At 67.2% G+C, this 19471-nt stretch carries 19 protein-coding genes and 1 pseudogene; 8 read left to right on the forward strand and 12 right to left on the reverse strand.

Annotated features, from left to right (window positions below):
• Both ABE422_RS12555 and ABE422_RS12560 read left to right on the forward strand, forming a co-directional pair.
• Complete coding sequence (locus ABE422_RS12555; RefSeq protein WP_346462895.1) at positions 1-633, forward strand: CoA transferase subunit B; 633 nt, start codon at positions 1-3, stop codon at positions 631-633.
• 59 nt (positions 634-692) lie between these two features.
• On the forward strand, positions 693-1283 hold the full coding sequence (locus tag ABE422_RS12560) for an alpha-ketoglutarate-dependent dioxygenase AlkB (protein ID WP_346466146.1): 591 nt from the start codon (positions 693-695) through the stop codon (positions 1281-1283).
• On the opposite strand, the gene ABE422_RS12565 is transcribed toward ABE422_RS12560, so the two are convergent.
• Genes ABE422_RS12565 through ABE422_RS12580 form a run of 4 tightly spaced genes read right to left on the reverse strand, consistent with a single transcriptional unit; the run spans position 1261 to position 4793 of the window.
• Positions 1261-1920: an ABC-type transport auxiliary lipoprotein family protein gene (locus ABE422_RS12565; RefSeq protein WP_284128394.1), complete on the reverse strand. Its 660-nt coding sequence runs from the start codon at positions 1918-1920 to the stop codon at positions 1261-1263. The genes ABE422_RS12560 and ABE422_RS12565 overlap by 23 nt on opposite strands.
• Positions 1917-2843: an MlaD family protein gene (locus ABE422_RS12570; protein ID WP_121042588.1), complete on the reverse strand. Its 927-nt coding sequence runs from the start codon at positions 2841-2843 to the stop codon at positions 1917-1919. The genes ABE422_RS12565 and ABE422_RS12570 overlap by 4 nt, the downstream gene beginning before the upstream one ends.
• 3 nt (positions 2844-2846) lie before the next feature.
• Positions 2847-3677, reverse strand: a complete 831-nt coding sequence (locus tag ABE422_RS12575) for an ABC transporter ATP-binding protein (RefSeq protein ID WP_346483087.1) — start codon at positions 3675-3677, stop codon at positions 2847-2849.
• A 3-nt stretch (positions 3678-3680) separates the two neighbouring features.
• Positions 3681-4793, reverse strand: coding sequence for an ABC transporter permease (locus ABE422_RS12580; protein WP_070426576.1), 1113 nt, complete (start codon positions 4791-4793; stop codon positions 3681-3683).
• A 160-nt stretch (positions 4794-4953) separates the two neighbouring features.
• Here ABE422_RS12580 and ABE422_RS12585 point away from each other — a divergent pair, with 160 nt between their 5' ends.
• Positions 4954-6213 carry a threonine/serine exporter family protein gene (locus tag ABE422_RS12585; protein ID WP_088432072.1) on the forward strand — a complete coding sequence of 420 codons (1260 nt, stop codon included), beginning with the start codon at positions 4954-4956 and terminating at the stop codon, positions 6211-6213.
• 90 nt (positions 6214-6303) lie between these two features.
• Here the strand turns inward: ABE422_RS12585 and ABE422_RS12590 are convergent.
• The 3 genes and pseudogenes from ABE422_RS12590 to ABE422_RS12600 all read right to left on the reverse strand — a co-directional run.
• Positions 6304-6678: pseudogene (locus ABE422_RS12590) on the reverse strand (H-NS histone family protein); the annotation flags it as partial.
• A 152-nt stretch (positions 6679-6830) separates the two neighbouring features.
• The gene (locus tag ABE422_RS12595; protein WP_346483088.1) at positions 6831-8522 is read right to left on the reverse strand and encodes a proline--tRNA ligase; all 1692 of its coding nucleotides are present in this window, start codon (positions 8520-8522) and stop codon (positions 6831-6833) included.
• A 98-nt stretch (positions 8523-8620) separates the two neighbouring features.
• The gene (locus ABE422_RS12600; protein ID WP_284128390.1) at positions 8621-8995 is read right to left on the reverse strand and encodes a DUF4124 domain-containing protein; all 375 of its coding nucleotides are present in this window, start codon (positions 8993-8995) and stop codon (positions 8621-8623) included.
• A 72-nt stretch (positions 8996-9067) separates the two neighbouring features.
• Between ABE422_RS12600 and pssA the strand changes: the two genes are divergently transcribed.
• From pssA to rimI, 3 genes are read left to right on the forward strand one after another with little or no spacing between them, the layout of a single operon-like run.
• Positions 9068-9847, forward strand: a complete 780-nt coding sequence (gene pssA, locus ABE422_RS12605; protein ID WP_284128389.1) for a CDP-diacylglycerol--serine O-phosphatidyltransferase — start codon at positions 9068-9070, stop codon at positions 9845-9847.
• Positions 9844-10338, forward strand: a complete 495-nt coding sequence (locus ABE422_RS12610; RefSeq protein ID WP_346483089.1) for a hypothetical protein — start codon at positions 9844-9846, stop codon at positions 10336-10338. The genes pssA and ABE422_RS12610 overlap by 4 nt, the downstream gene beginning before the upstream one ends.
• Positions 10335-10832, forward strand: coding sequence for a ribosomal protein S18-alanine N-acetyltransferase (rimI, locus tag ABE422_RS12615; RefSeq protein WP_121042847.1), 498 nt, complete (start codon positions 10335-10337; stop codon positions 10830-10832). Before ABE422_RS12610 ends, rimI begins: the two co-directional genes overlap by 4 nt.
• Before the next feature lie 98 nt (positions 10833-10930).
• On the opposite strand, the gene ABE422_RS12620 is transcribed toward rimI, so the two are convergent.
• The 5 genes from ABE422_RS12620 to ABE422_RS12640 all read right to left on the reverse strand — a co-directional run bounded on the left by ABE422_RS12620 (position 10931) and on the right by ABE422_RS12640 (position 16995).
• Positions 10931-11755 carry a DMT family transporter gene (locus ABE422_RS12620; protein WP_284128387.1) on the reverse strand — a complete coding sequence of 275 codons (825 nt, stop codon included), beginning with the start codon at positions 11753-11755 and terminating at the stop codon, positions 10931-10933.
• A gap of 186 nt (positions 11756-11941) precedes the next feature.
• Entirely contained in the window at positions 11942-14710 is a 2769-nt protein-coding gene (locus ABE422_RS12625; protein ID WP_346483090.1) for a valine--tRNA ligase, read from the reverse strand.
• A gap of 43 nt (positions 14711-14753) precedes the next feature.
• Positions 14754-14960, reverse strand: a complete 207-nt coding sequence (locus ABE422_RS12630) for a YqaE/Pmp3 family membrane protein (RefSeq protein WP_313209222.1) — start codon at positions 14958-14960, stop codon at positions 14754-14756.
• Between the two features lie 45 nt (positions 14961-15005).
• Positions 15006-15431: a DNA polymerase III subunit chi gene (locus ABE422_RS12635; protein ID WP_019182556.1), complete on the reverse strand. Its 426-nt coding sequence runs from the start codon at positions 15429-15431 to the stop codon at positions 15006-15008.
• 85 nt (positions 15432-15516) lie between these two features.
• Entirely contained in the window at positions 15517-16995 is a 1479-nt protein-coding gene (locus ABE422_RS12640; protein ID WP_346483091.1) for a leucyl aminopeptidase, read from the reverse strand.
• A gap of 104 nt (positions 16996-17099) precedes the next feature.
• Between ABE422_RS12640 and lptF the strand changes: the two genes are divergently transcribed.
• Together lptF and lptG are read left to right on the forward strand one after the other, a co-directional pair.
• The gene (gene lptF, locus ABE422_RS12645; RefSeq protein ID WP_313209225.1) at positions 17100-18179 is read left to right on the forward strand and encodes an LPS export ABC transporter permease LptF; all 1080 of its coding nucleotides are present in this window, start codon (positions 17100-17102) and stop codon (positions 18177-18179) included.
• Positions 18176-19285, forward strand: a complete 1110-nt coding sequence (lptG, locus tag ABE422_RS12650; protein ID WP_313209226.1) for an LPS export ABC transporter permease LptG — start codon at positions 18176-18178, stop codon at positions 19283-19285. The genes lptF and lptG overlap by 4 nt, the downstream gene beginning before the upstream one ends.
• Positions 19286-19471 lie beyond the last annotated feature (186 nt).

Consider the following 19471-nt stretch of genomic DNA (forward strand, 5'->3'; position numbering starts at 1 on the left):
ATGGCCTGGACCCGCGATGAAATGGCACAGCGCGCCGCGCGCGAACTGACCGACGGTGCCTACGTGAACCTGGGCATTGGCCTGCCGACCCTGGTCGCCAACCACATTCCCGACGGTGTGGATGTCTGGCTGCAGTCCGAAAATGGCCTGCTCGGCATCGGCCCGTTCCCGACCGAGGCCGAGGTCGACGCCGACCTGATCAACGCCGGCAAGCAGACGGTGACCGCACGCGCCGGTGCGAGCTACTTCGGCAGCCACGACAGCTTCGCGATGATCCGAGGCGGCCACATCAACCTGGCCATCCTCGGCGCGATGCAGGTGACCGACAAGGGCGACCTCGCGAACTGGATGGTGCCGGGCAAGATGGTCAAGGGCATGGGCGGGGCGATGGATCTGGTCGCCGGCGTGCAGCGCGTGGTGGTGCTGATGGAGCACACCGCCAAAAGCGGCGAGCACAAGATTCTGCCCGAGTGCAATCTGCCGCTGACCGGTGTCGGCGTGGTGGACCGCATCATCACCGACCTTGCCGTGTTCGATGTCACTGACACGGGCCTGGTGCTGGTCGAGGCGGCCCCGGGCGTGGGTATGGATGAGTTGAAGGAAAAGACCGGCGTGGCCTTCGTCCAAGCCTGATTGCCATCGCTGCCGTGGTGTCCGTTCAACGGGCACCACGCTGGCTCCTGAGGAAGGCCATGGACCTGCATCTGCGCGACGCTGAAGTGAGTTGGCACCGTCACTGGCTCTCCCGCGACACCGCCGACACCCTCCAGCGCACGCTCCGCGACGACGTCCCATGGGAGGTGCACACGATCCGGATGTTCGGCCGCCAGGTCGATTCCCCGCGCCTGAGCTGCTGGATGGGCGACCCGGCCGCGCGCTACCGCTATTCCGGTACCGAATTCGTGCCGCAGCCCTGGCATCCGGCACTGCTGCCGCTGCGCGATCAGCTGGCGGCCTGCTGTGGCCATGCGTTCAACAGCGTGCTGCTCAACCGCTACCGCGATGGCGATGATGGGATGGGCTGGCACAGCGACAACGAGCCCGAACTGGGGCCGGCACCGGTGATCGCGTCATTGAGTCTGGGCGCGGCGCGGCGGTTCCTGCTGCGGCGCCGGGACGACCATGCGAAGAAGGCCGAGGTCCTGCTGGACCATGGCGATCTGCTGGTGATGGGCGGGCAGACCCAGCGCCATTACCAGCATTCGCTGCCGAAGAGCGCCCGGCCGCTGGCCGAGCGCCTGAATCTCACGTTCCGCTGGATCAACGCACCCGGGCAGGGGTGACCGCGCTGCGGGCGTGATCCTGCTCGCCGGTCACCAGCGTCCAGCCCACCACGTTCGTGGTCAGTGTCTGCAGCCCCTGTTCCAGCGCGGCGGTGACCTGGGCGACGTCGGTGCTGCCGACCGGGTTTTCCTGGCGGAAGGTGCGGTCGGCGACCACGCGCTGGTCGATCACGTGGATCAGCTTGGCGTTGACTTCGATCAGCGCGGTCGGCGTAGCCTGGCCGCGGTAGTCGGCTTCGAAGCGGCGCACGTCCATGGCCAGTTTGTAGTCGGCCCGGATGCCGGTGGTGACCCGGGCCACCCCGTTGATGCGGCCGGAATCCTCGAAACCGCGCACCAGCGCGTCATCGAGCATGTCGGTGGCCGGCTGGGCCCAGCTCACGCCCTTGTAGACCTCCAGTTCGGAGGGGGTCGGGCGCACGTTGATGCGCGGGCTGTCGACCACGCGCGCGGCGCTGGGCTTGACCAGCACCAGCTGCCAATCGACGGTCGGCCAGCTCGGGTCGGCCTGGATGCGGACCACGGGCGAATAGATGGTCACCGCGCTGCGCTCGTTGCTGCCCAGCAGCGAGCAGCCGCCAAGCGCGGCGATCAGGGCGATCGGCAGCAGAGGCCGGAACAAGGTCGGGCGGCTCATTTGGGTTCGAACTCCTTGGGTGCGTCGCGGCCGAGCAGATAACGTGCCGGGTTGTTGTCCAGGCGGTCGCTGACCCGGCGCAGGTCGCGGATCAGGCCGCGCAGCTCGGTCAGCGTCGGGCCCAGCTGGGCCAGGCCATCGTTGGCGAAGCTGTTGATCGCGGCGCGGTTCTCGCCAAGGATCGAGTCGGCGTTGCCGGCGGCGGAGTCCAGCTTGCTCAGCGTGGTTTCCAGTTTGTCCAGGATCGGTGGCAGCTGCTGCACCAGATTCTTGTCCAGGCGCTGGATGGTGCCGTTGGTGCTCTTGAGGGTGACGTCCAGGCTGCGTGCGGCATCGCGCGCGCTGAGCAGCAGCGCCTGGGTGCCCTGGTCACGGTCGGCCAGGCCGCCGCTGATGGTTTCCAGGTTGGCCAGGGTCGCGTTGATGCTGGCCACGTTGCGGTCGCTCAGCACCTGGTCCATGCGCTCGACGATGCGGTTGGCCACGTCGGTGATGTTCTGCAGCGCCGACGGCGTGGTCGGGATGATCGGGGCCGGGTCCTTGTTGACCGCGGTCAGCGCGGCGGACTGCGGCGTGCCGCCACTGAGCTGGATGATCGACGGACCGGTCAGGCTGGTGATCGCCAGTTTGGCGCGGGTGTCGGTCTTGACCGGCGTATTGGAGTTCAGCCGGATCCGCGCGACCACCTGGCGCGGATCGTCCGGGACCAGGTTCAACTCGGTGATCGAGCCGACCGCGATGCCGTTGTACTGCACCGGGCTGCCCACCGACAGGCCGGTGACCGCCTCGCGGAACACCACGCGGTATTCCGTCCAGGTGCGGTCGGAGGAGTACTTGGCGGCCCACAGGCCGAAGGCCAGCAGCGCCAGTCCCACCACCAGGGTGAAGGCGCCGATCAGGACGTAATTGGCTTTGGTTTCCATGGCTTACTCGCTCTCGTGCTTTGCATCGCGCGCAGCACGCGCGCGCGGTCCGTGGAAGTACTCCTGGATCCACGGGTGGTCCAGTTGTTCGATCTCGTGCAGCGGGGCATTGGCGACGACCTTCTTGTCGGCCAACACCGCCACCCGGTCACAGATCGCATACAGCGTGTCCAGATCATGTGTGATCAGGAAGACAGTCAGCCCCAGCGCTTCCTGCAGGGTCTTGATCAGGCGGTCGAAGGCGGCCGCGCCGATCGGGTCCAGCCCGGCGGTGGGTTCGTCCAGGAACAGCAGCGGTGGATCCAGCGCCAGCGCCCGGGCCAGGCCGGCGCGCTTGCGCATGCCACCGGACAGCTGCGAGGGCAGCTTGTTGATCGCATCGGCGGGCAGGCCGGCCAGCTTCACCTTGAGCAGGGCCAGTTCGTAATGCCAGCGCTCGGGCAGCTCGCCGTGATGTTCCTTCAACGGCACCTGCACGTTCTCGCCCACGGTCAGCGAGGAGAACAGCGCACCATCCTGGAACAGCACGCCGGTATTGCGTTCGATATGCAGGCGGTTGGCCGGGTCGCTGGAGCGGGCATCGACGCCGAGCACCTCGATCTGACCATCGTCAGGCGTGCGCAGGCCGAGGATGCTGCGCATCAACACCGATTTGCCGGTGCCCGAGCCGCCGACCACGCCGAGGATCTCGCCGCGACGCACATCCAGGTCCAGCCCGTCGTGTACCACCTGCGCACCGAAACGGTTGGTCAGCCCGCGCACGCGGATCAGCAATTCGCCGTCATCGCTGGCGGCAGCGTCGCGGTCAGGGGCCGGCGCGGTGTCGGTGATCATCGGTTACCAGCCCATCTTCATGAACCACAGCGCGGCGAACGCGTCGAGGATGATCACCAGCGAAATGGCCTGCACCACGCTGGAGGTGGTGCGCTCGCCGACCGACTGCGCGGTGCCTTCCACCTTCAGGCCTTCCAGGCAGCCGATCAGGCCGATCACCAGCGCGAACACCGGCGCCTTGGACAGGCCCACCAGCATGTTGCGCACTTCCATGGTGTCGTGCATCCGCGCGATATACATCTGCGGCGGGATATCCAGATCGAACGCACCCACGGTGATGCCACCGGCCAGGCCGGCGACCATCGCGATGAAGGTCAGCAGCGGCAGGGTGATCAGCAGGGCGATCAGCCGCGGCAGCACCAGCAGATCGACCGGGTCCAGGCCCAGCGTCTTCATCGCGTCGATTTCTTCGCGCGCCTTCATCGCACCGATCTGCGCGGTGAACGCACTGGCGGTGCGGCCGGCCAGCACGATCGCGGTCAACAACACGGCGAACTCGCGCAGGAAGGCGATGCTGACCAGTTCGACCACGTAGATCTCGGCGCCGAAGTCGCGCAGGATCGTGGAGCCGAGGAAGGCGATCACCGCACCCACCAGATACGACAGCAGTGCCACCAGCGGCACCGCATCCAGGCCGACCTGTTCCATCTGGGCGACGGTGGCGGTGAGCCGGAAACGGCGCGGTTCCTTGATCAGGCGCGCGCCCTTGACCAGGTTCTCGCCGAGGAAGCTGGCCAGCGCCACGATGTTGTGGCCCATGCCGTGCACGCTGACACCCAGCCGTTCCAGTGCGGCCAGCACGCCGAAGTCGCGCTTGGCCTTGGGCCGGTCGTCGGCGACTTCCTCGATGGTGGAGACCAGCGCACGATGCTCCTCGCGGAACGTCACCGCGTCCTCGCCGAGATCGGCGCGGTGGGCCACGCGCAGCAGCTGCAGCACGCCGGCCGAGTCGAGCAGGGTGATCCCGCTGGCGTCCAGACCGGTCACCTTCTCCGGAAGGCCGCGCAGCACCTCGGCCGCGTCCAGCGCGGTGCGTAAAGTCCAATGACCAGACAACCGGATCAGACCGGGGTCTTGGGCATCCTGCTCGAGATGGGGGGCTTGGTCTGAGGTCATGTAGGCGTCCTGCGCGCAGCATAACCTGTCCGGGTGCATGGCTCGCGTATGCGCCGGACCGGGCTGAACGCGTTGCTCGGCAACACCGGGGGCGTCATGCCGCGATGCGATGCCACCGGGATTCTTCAGGCCGGGGCGTGTTCGGGTAATACTACGGCGCATGTCTGCCGACGCCCCCACCATCGTTGCACCACCGGCCACCTACGCACAGCGCGTGGCCTTCGTTTCGGAAATGGCCGGGCGCCTGCACAGCTATGGCACTACCGCGCAGCGGCTGGAAGCCGCCGTGGTCGCGCTGGCGCAGCGGCTGGACCTGGATTGCGAGCCGTGGTCGAACCCGACCGGCCTGATCCTGAGTTTCAGCGACCCGACCAAGGCGATCGGTTCGTCGGACATCACCCGCGTGATCCGGCTGGCGCCGGGCGAGAACGACCTGCATAAACTCAGCATCGCCGACCAGATCACCGATGCGGTGGCCAACGGCACCATGAGCATCGCGCAGGGGCACACCGCGCTGCGCCAGCTGGACAAGGATCCCGGCCGCTGGGGCAAGATCCGCACCATTCTTTCCTACAGCCTGGGCGCAGCGGGCGTGGCCGGCCTGTGGAAACTGCCGTGGCTGGATATCGCCACCGCCGGCGTGATCGGTCTGCTGATCGGCGTCATGGGCATGTATACCGACCGCCGCCCGGCCACGCGCGAAGCCAACGAAGCGTTGGCGGCCCTGCTGGCCGGCTCGGTGGCGACGCTGGTGGCCTCCTTCATCGGGGCGCTCAACCTCAACACGGTGATCATCGCCTCGCTGGTGGTGCTGCTGCCCGGGATGTCGCTGACCAATGCGGTCAATGAGCTGGCCAGCCAGCACTGGGTCTCCGGCACGGCGCGGTTTGCCGGTGCGGTGACCACGATCCTGAAACTGACGGTGGGCGCGGTGATCGCGGTGACCCTGTCCGGCATCGTCGGGCTGGAACCGCTGGTGCGCGCCTCGCGGCCGCAGGCCGATTGGGTCGAGTGGGGCGCGCTGCTGCTGGCCGCGTTCGCGTTCGCGATGTTGTTCAAGGCCAACCGCCGCGATTTCCCCTGGGTGATGGCGGCGGCCGTCGCCGGCTATGCGATCTCCAAATTCGCGGGCCAGGCGTGGGGCATTCCGGCCGGCATTTTCATGTCCGCGATGCTGCTGACCGCCGCCGGCAATCTGTTTGGCCGGCTGGCGCAGCGCCCGGGCGCGATCATCCGCCTGCCCGGCATCATCATGCTCGTGCCCGGCAGTACCAGCCTGCGCGGCGTGCTGACGCTGGTCCAGCAGCAGGACATGAGCGCCGGCCAGACCGTGCTGATGACCGTGCTCAACGTGGTGATGGCGCTGGTGGCCGGCCTGCTGTTCGGCAATCTGCTGATCCCGGCGCGCAAGAATCTTTGACCCTTCCGGTCACCGCGCGCGCCATCAACGGGTACGAAAACGCCGGCGCGAGGCCGGCGTTTTCATGTGCAGCAGTGACTGACCGGCTTACTTCTTGATCAGGAACTCTTCAACCTTCTTGCCCTTGGCAGTATGCGCAGCCAGCCAGCGCGGCTGCTTGCCACGGCCGGTCCAGGTTTCCTTCGGGTTGGCCGGGTTGCGATACTTCGGAGCGACCTTGCCGAGCTTGCGCACGGCCTTGGCCGGGGCCTTGGTGGCCTTGCTCGCGGCACGGCCACGTGCGGCCGGGGCGGCACCGCCGAACAGTTCTTCCACCGAATAGCCCTGGGCCTTGGCCAGCTTGGTCAGCTGTGCGCGGACCTTGGTGATCGCCGGACGCTTGGCCACGATGGTCTGCTGCTTCTTGGCGTTCTTGATCAGCGCGCCCAGCTCTTTGGCGGACAGGCCGCTCAGGTCGATACTCATCTACTACTCCGCAATATATTAAGGACAGGGTGAGCCGGTCCTTGGCGTCGGAAACAGCATACATTCTCTTTTGCGAAATACACAAACAAACCGGAGTTATTGAAACCGGGTCCGCCATTGAAAAGGCCGGGTTATTCACCCGGCCTTTGTCATTACTTCGTCAATTTTGCCAGCAGCGCGTCCTTGTCGAGGACCTCCGCTTCGGCGGCACTGCGCGCGCGGTACTCGAACGTGCCGGCGGCGACGCCGCGTTCGGACACCACGATCCGGTGCGGGACACCGATCAGTTCCATGTCGGCGAACATCGCGCCCGGGCGCAGGCCGCGGTCATCCAGCGCCACATCCAGGCCGGCGGCCTGCAGCTGCGCAAGCAGCTCGGCGGCGGTGGACGACACGGTCTCGTCCTGCTTCGGATTGATCATGCAGACCACGACCTGCCACGGCGCCATCGCGTCCGGCCAGATAATGCCGGCATCGTCGTGATTCTGTTCGATCGCCGCCGCCACGATGCGCGAAATGCCGATGCCGTAGCAGCCCATCGCCAACACCGCAGCCTTGCCGTTTTCGTCAAGCACGGTCGCATTCAACGCCTGCGCATACTGGCGGCCGAGCTGGAACACATGGCCGACTTCGATGCCGCGCGCGATCTTGAGTTCACCGCCATCGGCGGCACGATCACCGGCCTTGGCGTTGCGGATGTCCGCCACTTCCGGTTCGGGCAGGTCGCGGCCCCAGTTGACGCCGGCGATATGGACACCGGCTTCGTTGGCACCGATGACGAAATCGGCCAGCGCGGCGACGTCGCGGTCGGCCACGATGCGGATCGGCTGGGCCGGATTGAGCGGGCCGAGGAAGCCCGGCTCGCTGCCCAGATGCGTGGCGATCTCCGCCTCGCTGGCCATGCGGTAGCCCTGCAGACCCTCGACCTTGCCCAGCTTGATTTCATTGACGTCGTGATCGCCGCGCACCAGCGCCAGCACGAAGCCGGCCTCGCTCATGATCGCGACCGACTTGACGGTGCGCTCCAGGCCCAGGCCGAGCAGGGCGGCGACGGCTTCGCAGGTCTTCTGCGTGGGCGTATCGATCCTGCGCAGCGCTTCGCTGGCGGCCGGGCGCTCGCCCGGGGCCGCGGCGATGGCCGCTTCCATGTTGGCCGCGTAATCCGAGCCGGTGGAAAACACCAGCGCGTCTTCGCCCGACTCGGCGATCACGTGGAATTCCTGCGAGGCGTCGCCACCGATCGCGCCGGAGTCGGCCTGCACCATGCGGAAATCCAGGCCCAGGCGGGTGAAGATGCGGCTGTAGGCCGACTTCATGTTTTCGTATTCGCGCACCAGGCACGCATCGTGCAGGTGGAAGGAATAGGCATCCTTCATCAGGAATTCGCGCGAGCGCATCACGCCGAAGCGCGGGCGGATCTCATCGCGGAACTTGGTCTGGATCTGGAAGAAATTGACCGGCAGCTGCTTGTAGCTGGACAGCTCCTGGCGCGCGAAGTCAGCGGCAGCCTCTTCCGCGGTCGGGCTGTAGCAGAACACCTGCTCCTTGCGATCCTTGAGCTTCAGCAGCTGCGGGCCGAACTTTTCCCAGCGGCCGGTGGCTTCCCACAGTTCCTTGGGCTGGATGGTCGGAATCTGGAATTCCACCGCGCCGGCCCGCTCCATTTCCTCACGCACGATGCGCTCGACCTTGCGCAGCACGCGCAGGCCCAGCGGCGACCAGGTGTACAGCCCCGAGGCCAGCTTGCGGATCATGCCCGCGCGCAGCATCAAGCGGTGGCTGGTCAGCTCCGCGTCGCTGGGGGTTTCCTTGGTGGTGTGCAGGTGGAACTGGGAGAGGCGCATCGTCGGCTTCGCTGAACGGCAGAAGCCGATATTCTGCCAGTCCGGCCGCCGCGATGGGTGTTGCGGTTGGTTTTGGCCGCCTCGACGGGGCCGGTGGCTCAGGCCTTGGGGGTGCAGTAGGCCTGGATGGCGGCCTCGGCCAGGGTCTTCTGGGCGCTGCGCTGCTCGTCGGTCAGGGCGGTATCGGCCGTGCCGTCGCCATCGGCGTCCTGCATGACCTTGCCCGGCCCGTTGAGCAGGGTGAGATTGCCGCGGGCGTCGGTGCAGGCCTTGTTCTCGGCCGGGGCGGCGGCGGTCTCGCGCGGGAGCGGGTCCCGGTTCTCGACCTGGCGGGCCTCGTACTTCTGCCCGGCCGGTGGCTTCTCCGAATACTGGGTGACGCCGTTGGCATCTTTCCACTTGTAGACAGTGCCGGCGCTGGCCGTGGCGCTGGCGAGCAGCAGCAGGCCGCTCAGACGGGACAGGGCACGCATGGCAACTCCGGGAACGGGGCAGAACCGCGATTGCAGCACCCCGGGCCGGTGCTGGCAAGCTAAACTGGCCGCATGGATCAGATGAAACCCCCGCCGCGCTCGCGCAGCATTTACCTGCTGCCCAACCTGTTCACCACCGCAGGCCTGTTCGCCGGCTTCTACGCGATCATCGCCGCGGCCAACGGCGACTTCGTGAATGCCGCGGTCGCGGTGTTTGTCGCGGCGGTCATGGACGGCCTGGACGGCCGCGTGGCCCGCCTGACCGGCACCAGCAGCGAATTCGGCGTGCAGTACGACTCGCTGGCCGATCTGGTCAGCTTCGGCATGGCCCCGGCCCTGGTGATGTACCACTGGTCGCTGTCCTGGCTGAAGTTCGACGACCCGGTGATGGGCCGCGTCGGCTGGGCGGTCGCCTTCCTGTATGCCGCCTGCGCCGCGCTGCGCCTGGCCCGTTTCAATACCCAGGTCAGCGTGGTCGATAAACGCTGGTTCATCGGCCTGGCCAGCCCGGCCGCCGCGGGCCTGATGATGTCCTTCGTCTGGGCCTTCGCCGATGGCAACCTCGGCTGGGACGGCAACCAGCTGCGCTATGTCGCGCTGGGCGTGACCCTGGTGGCGGCGCTGCTGATGGTGAGCCGGATTCGCTTCTGGAGCTTCAAGGGCAGTGGCGAGAAAGGACCGCGCGCCGATCGCGTGCCGTTCCTGGCGCTGGCCCTGGTGCCGATCGCCATCGCGATCATGGTCATCGATCTGCCGCGCGTGCTGTTCGCGGTAGGCGTGGTGTATGCCTTGTCCGGCCCGTGCTACTGGGCGTGGCAGCGCACCCGCAAGACGGTCGAGCCGAACGCGTGAGCGGGCAGGCGCTGCCGCCATTGTGGTCGCCGGCGCAGCAGTCCTGGCTGCAGGCGATGGGCTATACGGTGTTCGTCGACGGCAGTGTCGAGCCGGAGGCCGCTGCCGTACCTGATGTGCAGCTCAGCGCGGCGCCGCTCGCACAGTCGTCCGTGCCCGTGCCCGTGCCCGTGCGCCAGTCGCGGCCGGCACCGGCGGTGGATGCGCCCGCACCGGTGCGCCGAAGCGCGCCGCGCACGGTCGAAGAAGGCGCGCCGCCGCCCGTTCCGGCGGCCACGCCGGCACGCGCAGGCGGAGGCCGCCGCGCCGCGGTGCGGATGCCCGATCGCCTGCAGATCGCCCTGCTACGCGCCTCCGGCTGCAACCCGGCCGAGCCGGACACCCAGGCCTTGATGGCCAGCTGGAACCTGGATGAACTGCGCAGCAGCGCCGCCGCCAAGCGCGCGTTGTGGCCGCAGCTGCGCGCCCTGCGCAAACGGGGCCGGTCGTGAGTGCGGTGAGCTCGCCGCGGCCGTTGTCGCTGCGCGCGCTGCGCGAAAGCGACCTCAATGCGGTGATGGCCATCGAGGTGCGCGGTTACCCGTATCCGTGGACCCGTGGCATCTTCCAGGACTGCCTGCGTGCCGGTTATCCCGGCCTGGCGATGGAAGAGGACGGCCTGCTGATGGGCTATGGCCTGCTCAGCATCGCCGCCGATGAAGCCCATATCCTCAACATCTGTGTGGACCCGCTGTGCCAGTCCCGTGGCCACGGCCGCTACCTGCTGCGCGCGCTGGTGAAGCTGGCACGCGACCATGGCGCGCACCGCGTGTTCCTGGAAGTGCGCCCGTCCAATACCTCGGCCGTGGCCCTGTACCACAGCGAAGGGTTCAATGAGATCGGCCGCCGGCCGCGCTATTACCCCGCCCGCGACGGGCGCGAGGATGCGCTGGTGATGGCGATCGAGCTGGTCGACGACGACATCCAGGTGATGCCGCCGCTCTGACGTCCCGATGTAGAGCCACCCCATGGGTGGCTGCTGTTCGATCCGGCCCGTACGGGGTGTGGCTGTCGGAGACAGGCGCAGCCACCCATGGGGTGGCTCTACGTGATCCGCAGCACCACTGCCCCGAGCACGATCAGGCCGGCGGCGATCCAGCGCTGGCGGGTGACCCGTTCGTGCAGGATCCAGGCCGAGATCAGGATGCCGAACAGGATCGAGGTTTCGCGCAGCGCGGCGATCATCGCAACCGGCGCGACGGTCATGGCCCACAGCGCCAGGCCGTAGGAGATCAGTGTCCCGAACCCGCCCACGATGCCGTAGGCCCAGTTGCGGCGGGCATAGTCACGCAGCGCGCCGGCGCGGGTGCACAGCGCCCACAGGGGCAGGGGCAGGCCGGAGAGCAGGAACAGCCACAGGGTGTAACTCACCGCGGCGCCCGAGTGGCGCGCGCCCCAGGCATCGACCAAGGTGTAGGTGGCGATGACGCCGGCATTGAGCAACGGCAGCCACAGATGCTGGCGCGAGGTGCCGCGGGTCATGCACAGGATGCCCAGGCAGATCAGCGCGATTCCGCTCCACGCGATCCACGCCAGGCGCTCGCCCAGAAACAGCGTGCTGATCAGCGCCACCAGGATCGGCGCGCAGCCGCGCATCAGCGGGTAGGACGCGCTCATGTCGGTCAATTGGTAGGTACGTGCGACGAGGACGTAATACCCGACCTGGAGCAGGGTCGAGGTCGCCAGCCATGGCCAGCTCTGCGCGGCGGGTGTGGGCATGAACGGCAGCGCGATCGCGGCGATCACCGCCGCCGAGCCGGTGACCAGGATCGTGGTCAGCAGCGTGTCGGTGCCGCGTTTGACGATCGCGTTCCAGCTGGCATGCAGCAGGGCGGCGAACAGCACGATGCAGAAGAGGGACAGCGACATCGTGTCGGCGGTCATTCAATCCGTGGACGAACCCGCATCATGCCGCAGATGGGCAGCCATCGGGCCCGTAACCGCGCGGGCGGGCCCTACCTACGTTATCGGCCCAGGGTAGAGCCACCCCATGGGTGGCTGCACGCCATCCCGCCCCGGAAGGCAGCCACGCATGGCGTGGCTCTACCCGTGCGCTTACAGCTTCGCGCGCTGCGAGCGCAGGCCATCCAGCTGGGCGGTCCATTCGACCAGGCGCACGCGCTCCTGCTCGACCACGGCCGCGGGCACCTTGTCGGTGAACTTGGCCAGCTTGGTCTCGCTCTTTTCCTTCTCCGATTCCACCCGGGCGATTTCCTTGTCCAGGCGCGCGCGTTCGGCGCCCAGATCGACCAGGCCCTCCAGCGGCACCAGCAGGGTGAGATCGCCCACGATCGCAGCGGCGGCCGGCGGCGTGTCGCTGCCGTTGGCCAGCCATTCGATGCGCTCCAGCTTGAGCAGGAACGACAGCGACGAGGTGAAACGGGTCATGCGCGCGCGGTCGTCGTCGTTGCCACCCTGCAGCAGCAGCGGCACCAGCTTGGACGGCGGCACGTTCAACTCGCTGCGCACGCGGCGCAGCGCGTTGACCATCGACTTCAGCCATTCCACGTCGGCTTCGGCGCGGGCGAAATCACCCGCGAACTCCTCGGCGGTCGGGTACGGACGCAGCGAGATGGTGTCGTCGGTGATGCCCAGGCGCGGGGCGACCTGGCGCCACAGCTGCTCGGTGACGAACGGGGTCAGCGGGTGCAGCAGGCGCAGCAGCGCTTCGAGCACGTACAGCAGGGTGTGGCGGGTGCTGTTGGCGTCATCGGCGTCGGCACCGTTGAGGGCCGGCTTGGTCAGTTCCAGGAACCAATCGCAGAACTCGTTCCAGGCGAATTCGTACAGGCACTGCGCCAGCAGATCGAAGCGGTAGTTGGCGTAATGCGTCTGCGCTTCGGCCGAGACCGCGGCCAGGCGTGCCAGAATCCAGCGCTCGGCATCGGTACGCGGCTGCGGCACGCCGGTGAAGCTGCTGCCCTCGGTGTTCATCAGGGTGAAGCGGCTGGCGTTCCACAGCTTGTTGCAGAAGTTCTTGTAGCCCTCGGCGCGGTTCATGTCGAACTTGATATCGCGGCCGTGGGTGGCCAGCGCGGCGATGGTGAAGCGCAGCGCATCGGCACCGTGGGCGATGATGCCCTCGGGGAATTCGCGGCGGGTCGCCTTCTCGATCTTCGGCGCGTCCTTGGGCTTCATCAGGCCGGTGGTGCGCTTGGCGACCAGGTCCTCGATGGAGATGCCATCGATGATGTCCAGCGGGTCGAGCACGTTGCCCTTGGACTTGGACATCTTCTGGCCCTGCGCATCGCGGATCAGGCCGGTGATGTAGACGTCCTTGAACGGAATCTTCCCGGTGAAGCTGTCGGTGGCCATGATCATGCGGGCCACCCAGAAGAAGATGATGTCGAACCCGGTGATCAGCACCGACGACGGCAGGTAGCGCTCGAAACCGCGCGCGTCCATCGCCTGCTCGTTCGGCCAGCCCAGCGTGGAGAACGGCCACAGCTGCGAGGAGAACCAGGTCTCCAGCACGTCGCTGTCCTGGTGCAGGGCGACATCGGCGGCAAGATTGTTCTTCGCGCGTGCTTCGGCTTCGTCGCGGCCGACATAGCAGTTGCCCGCGTCGTCGAACCACGCCGGGATACGGTGCCCCCACCACAGCTGGCGGCTGATGCACCAGTCCTGGATGTTCTCCATCCAGTGGCGGTAGGTGTTGATCCAGTTGGCCGGGACGAACTGGATGCTGCCGTTCTCGACCAGCTCCAGGCCGCGCTTGGCCAGCACGTCCATCTTCACGAACCACTGGTCGGTCAGGTACGGCTCGATCACCTGCTGGGTGCGATCGCCACGCGGCACCTGCAGCTTGTGTGCACGGGTCTCGATCAGGATGCCCAGGTCTTCCAGCTCGGCCAGGATCACCTTGCGCGCCTCGTAACGGTCCAGCCCGCGGTACTTCTCCGGGGCGTTGTCGTTGATCGCCGCCACCGGGGTGAACAGGTTGATCATCGGCAGGTTGTGGCGCAGGCCGACCTGGTAATCGTTGAAATCGTGCGCGGGGGTGACCTTGACCACACCGGTACCGAACTCGCGGTCGACGTAATCATCGGCGATCACCGGGATCTCGCGGTCGGTCAGCGGCAGCTTCACCATTTTGCCGATCAGGTGCGCATAGCGCTCGTCTTCCGGGTGCACCATCACGGCGGTATCGCCGAGCATGGTTTCCGGGCGGGTGGTGGCCACGGTCAGGGTGCCGCTGCCATCGGCCAGCGGGTAGCTGATCGACCACAGGAAGCCGTCTTCCTCCACGCTCTCCACTTCCAGATCGGAGATGGCGGTCTTCAGCACCGGATCCCAGTTGACCAGGCGCTGGCCACGGTAGATCAGGCCCTGCTCGTGCCAGCGCACAAACGCCTCGACCACCGCTTCGGACGGCTGCGGGTCCATGGTGAAGGTGCTGCGCGACCAGTCGCTGGAGGTGCCCAGACGGCGCATCTGGCGCTCGATGGTGTCACCGGACTGCGCCTTCCACTCCCACACCTTCTCGATGAAGCCGTCGCGGCCCAGCGAATCGCGGGTCTCGCCGGTGTTGGCCAGGGCCAGGTTGCGCGACACCACCATCTCGGTGGCGATGCCGGCGTGGTCGGTGCCCACCTGCCACAACGTGTCGTAGCCGCGCATGCGGTGGTAGCGCACCAGCGCATCCATCAGGGTCTGCTGGAAGGCATGGCCCATGTGCAGCGTGCCGGTCACGTTCGGCGGCGGCAGCAGGATGGTGTACGGCTCGCCCTTGCCGGACGGCTTGAAATGGCCGGCCTTCTCCCACGCGTCGTACAGCGCGGTTTCAAAGGTTTTCGGGTCGTAGCTGGAGGCGAGTTGGGTCATGCGGGAACCAGGATCGAATACGGAAAGTGGGGGTGCCGGAAGCTCAGCGCCCGAAGGCGCGGCGGATCTTCTGGTCGGTATGGAACTGTGAGACCGCGTAGGCGGCCCAGATCGCGGCGGGCAGCCAGCCAGACAAGGACAGCCGACTGACAGTCGGCTCTACCTTCGAGACGTTGAGGATGCCTGTGATCGGGCGGCCGATGGTGAAGAAGGCGAACCAGGGAAAGATCAGGGCGATCAACAGGCGCATCAAGGGTCTCCGGGGGCGGCGGCGACCGGACGGGCGCCGCGCGGGTTACATGTCGTACTTGTTCAGGTCAAAGCCCAGCGCCTTGTACTGGCGCCAGCGCTCGCGCAGCGGTTCGCGCGCTTCGGGGTCGGCCGGTACCACTTCCAGCACGCGGTCGCAGGCTGCCAGATAGGGATCGTCGCGCAGGTTGATCACCAGCGGCCGGGCCGGGGCCTCGGTGCCGGGCACGGCGATCAGCACCAGCGCCTCTTCCTCGTCCATGTCTTCGCCGGCGATCTGGTGCGGGATGTAGGCATCGTTGTCGAACGCCCACAGCAGCTCGTCCAGCTCTTCGGCCTGGGCCTGGTCGCGTGCCAGCACCAGGGTGAACAGCCCGGCGTCATTGGCCTTGCGGGCCAGTTCGCAGACCAGGCGCAATGGCTCGGTCAGGAAGCGGGGCTTGGCGATCAGGTAGAAATCAGCACGGGACATGGCAGGGCCTGGAGCGGAGGGAGAACCCGGCGCCAGGCCGGGCGGGACCGCGGCCACCCGCAGGCGGCCGCGATCGGGCAGGGCATCAGGCGCGGGCGACCTGGTCCAGCAGCCACTGGCTCAGCAGGCCGACCGGGCGGCCGGTGGCCATGCCGCGCTTGCCTTCGTCGCTGGCCACGCCGGCGATGTCCAGATGGGCCCAGCGCTGGCCTTCGGCGAAGCGCGACAGGAAACAGCCCGCGGTGATCGCACCGGCCCAGCGGCCGCCAATGTTGTAGATATCGGCGAAGCTGGAATCCAGCATGGGCTGGTACTCGTCCCACAGCGGCAGGCGCCAGGCGCGGTCGAACACGTGCTCACCGGCGGCCAGCAGCTCGTTGGCCAGGTCGTCGTGCTTGGTCATCAGGCCAGCGGTCTGGTGGCCCAGCGCGACCAGGCAGGCACCGGTCAGGGTAGCCACGTCGATCAGCGCGGCCGGCTCGAAGCGCTGCGCGTAGGTCAGCGCGTCGCACAGGATCAGGCGGCCTTCGGCGTCGGTGTTGCCCACTTCGATGGTCTTGCCCGACATCGAGGTGATCACGTCCGAGGGGCGGTAGGCATTGCCGTCGATGGCGTTCTCGACCGCCGGCACCACCACCACCAGGTTCAGCGGCAGCTTGGCCGTGACGGCCGCGACGAAGGTGCCGATGACGTTGGCGCCACCGCACATGTCGTACTTCATCTCTTCGATGCCGCCCTGGGTCTTCAGGTTGACGCCACCGGTATCGAAGGTGATGCCCTTGCCGACCAGCACGTAGGGCTTGGCGTCGCCGCCGTTGTTCCACTTCAGCACCACCAGGTGCGGGCGGTTGGCCGAGCCACGGGCCACGGCCAGCAGCGAGCCCATGCCCAGCGCTTCCATCTGCTGTTCGTCCAGTACCTCCGCTTCGGCGCCTTCATGCGCCTGCGCGAACGCGACCGAGGACTCGGCCAGGTAGGCCGGGGTGCAGACGTTCGGCGGCAGGTTGCCCAGCTCGCGGGCGTACTGCACGCCGGCGGCGATGGCCTGGCCCTGGGCCAGCGCCTGGGGGTCGGTGCCGGCGATGGCCAGCGTGGTCAGGCCCGGTTCGTCGGCCTTCTTCTTGCCCAGCGTGGCGCTGTAGCGGTAGGCGGCGTGGTCGGCGGTGATGATGGCCTGGCGGATGTTCCAGGCGGCATCGCGGCCCTTGACCTCGATCTCGGTCAGGGTGAACAGCGCGTGGTGGTTGACCCCGCTCTTCAGGGCGCGGCTGGCATCGCCGACCGCCTTGAGGTACTGCGGCACGCCGAATTTGGCCGGTTCGCCCAGCCCGACCACCAGCACGCGTGCGGCGGTGACGCCGGGCAGATCGTGCAGCAGGGTCGTGTTACCGGTCTTGCCGCCCACGTCGCCGCGGGCGATCAGGGCCGACAGGCGGCCACCGGACGCGGTGTCCAGGGCCTGTGCCGCCGGGCTCAGGGTCTGGTCGGCATAGGCGCCGACGATGACGCAATCGCACTCGGCCGAGGCCGGTGCTGCGTGGTTCAGGGTGAATTCCAGGGCCATTGATCAGATTCCGTTGGCAAATCCGTACAATCGCGAGCTGTTTACGTCCCGTCAGTAGACTGGGCAGCACCGCGAACGAATCCGAGAGTTTAAACCACCGCCCCATGTCGAAGCTCGATCGCTATCTCCTGCGTGATTTCGTCCAGAGTTTCCTGGCCACCCTGATCGTGTTGCTGGTGGTGAGCGTCGGTGGTGTCCTGGTGGACATCCTCGGCAACATCGCCGACGGCCGCCTGCCTGCCCGCCTGCTGTTCTCACAGCTGGGCCTGCAGTTCATCGTCTATATGCCGCTGATCCTGCCGCTGGCGCTGATGCTGGGCCTGCTGCTGGCCACGGCCCGGCTCTACCGGGACTCGGAAATGGCGGTCATCACCGCCATCGGCGTCGGCCCCAAGCGCCTGCTGCGTCCCCTGCTGATGCTGGTGGTGCCGGTGGTCGGCCTGATCGGGCTGTGCTCGCTGTGGCTGGGCCCCTGGGCCGACCGCACCGGCGAGACAATGATCGACGAGGCCAACCGCAGCGTGGTCATGGCGGGCCTGGAGGCGGGCAAGTTCACCTCCCTGCCCAATGGCGGCGTGGTTTACCTGTCTTCGGTCTCCCCGGACGGCACCCAGCTGGGCAAGGTCTTCCTGCAGCGCCAGAAGGAGGACCGCATCGAAGTGATCTCCGCCGATCACGGCCGGATGTACTTCGAGGGCGCCAAGCAACGCTATCTGGAGCTGGATGACGGCCACCAGGTGGAAGGCCCGGCCAACGGTGCGCTGGACTACAAGCTGATGACCTTCGCCCGCAACGACGTGGCCATGCCTGACGGCGCCGAGACCCGCAAGGACGACGACCCCGAACTGCTGCGCACCACCCAGCTGTTCGGCGATGAGCGCCCCGAGGCCCAGGCGCAGCTGCACTCGCGCATCGCCCCGCCGCTGATCGCGCTGGCCTTCGCCCTGATGACCCTGCCGCTGGCCCGCAGCTCGCCGCGCCAGCAGCGCTACGGCCGGATGATGCTGGCCTTCCTGGCCTATATGGTGGGCATGAACCTGATGTTCATCGGCACCCGCTGGATCGCCGATGGCAAGATTCCCGCCGTGGCGGGCCTGTGGTGGCTGACGCTGCCGTTGCTGGCCCTCGCCCTGTGGATGTATTTCCGCGACGGCAAACTGTCGCGTCCCCGGAGGACCGCATGAACGTGTTGCGCCCGATGCGGTTTGATCTGTACCTGGGCCGCGCCGTGTTCGGCACTGTCCTGCTGACCTGGGCGGTGCTGGTCGGCCTGGACGTGGTGATGGCCTTCTCCGGCGAGTTCAAGGACGTCGGCAAGGGCAGCTACACCCTCGGTCACGCGGCCGCCTGGGTGCTCTACACCGTGCCCCGCCGCGCCTATACCTTCTTCCCGACCGCCGCCGTGATCGGCGCGCTGATGGGCCTGGGCCAGCTGGCTGCCACCTCCGAACTCACTGCACTGCGCGCGCTGGGCCTGTCGCGCAAGCGGCTGAGCGTCTCGGTGGCGATCGCGCTGTCGCTGATGACCGCGGTGATGGTGTTCAGCGGCGAAACGCTGGGCCCGTGGGGCCAGAGCAAGGCCGACGACATCAAGATCAGCGCCAAGTGGGGCAGCAGCCTGAGCGCGGCCCGCTATTCGGGCGTGTGGGCGCGCGAAGGCGACACCTTCCTCAACGCCCAGAGCGGCGACGAGCAGTTGCAGGCCGGCGGGGGCACGCGGCTGATCCTGCACGATGTGCGCCTGTACAAGATCGCCGACGACGGCCGCCTGGCCTCGCTGACCTACGCCACCACCGCCGAACATGGCGCCGATGGCTGGGTATTGAACAAGGTCCGCCGCGACACGTTCGGTGAGCGTTCGGCAACGCGGGAGACGGCCGAATCCGAGCCGTGGAATTCACGCCTGGATGCGGCGGCGCTGGCCAGTGGTATCTCCAAGCCACGCAATCTGACGGCGATGGATCTGCGTACCAGCATCGAGTACCGCAAGCGCAATGGGTTGGATGCGCGCGATTACGAGGATGTGTACTGGAGCCGTTGGTTCTATCCGATCAATGTGTTGGCGTTGTGCCTGGCGGCGGTGCCGTTCGCGTTCGGTTCGCTGCGCAGTGGCGGTATGGGCAAGCGGTTGTTCCTGGGCATTCTGTTCGCGCTGGGCTTCTGGTTGTTGCAGTTGTTCTTCGGGCGCATGGCCGGTGCGTTGAAGTTCGATTACCGGATTGCGTATGCGTTGCCGCCGATCGTGATGATGGTGGTGTCCGGGTTGTTGTTCCGACGGAAGTCGGGCTGATTTTTCTGCTCAAACGCCATACGCCAAAGTCCAGAATCGAAGCCGAAGCCGAAGCCGAAGCCGAAGCCGAAGCGGCCACCATGTGCTCTCGAGCTAGGCGCGACGGGCTCGCCATTCCGGGACCCGCCGCAAGTACGTCCATGTAGGCTCGTGTGCTGCCATCCTTGGCATCACACGGTCCCGGCC

This window comes from Stenotrophomonas sp. TWI1151 (assembly GCF_039673135.1).
Classification (GTDB): domain Bacteria; phylum Pseudomonadota; class Gammaproteobacteria; order Xanthomonadales; family Xanthomonadaceae; genus Stenotrophomonas.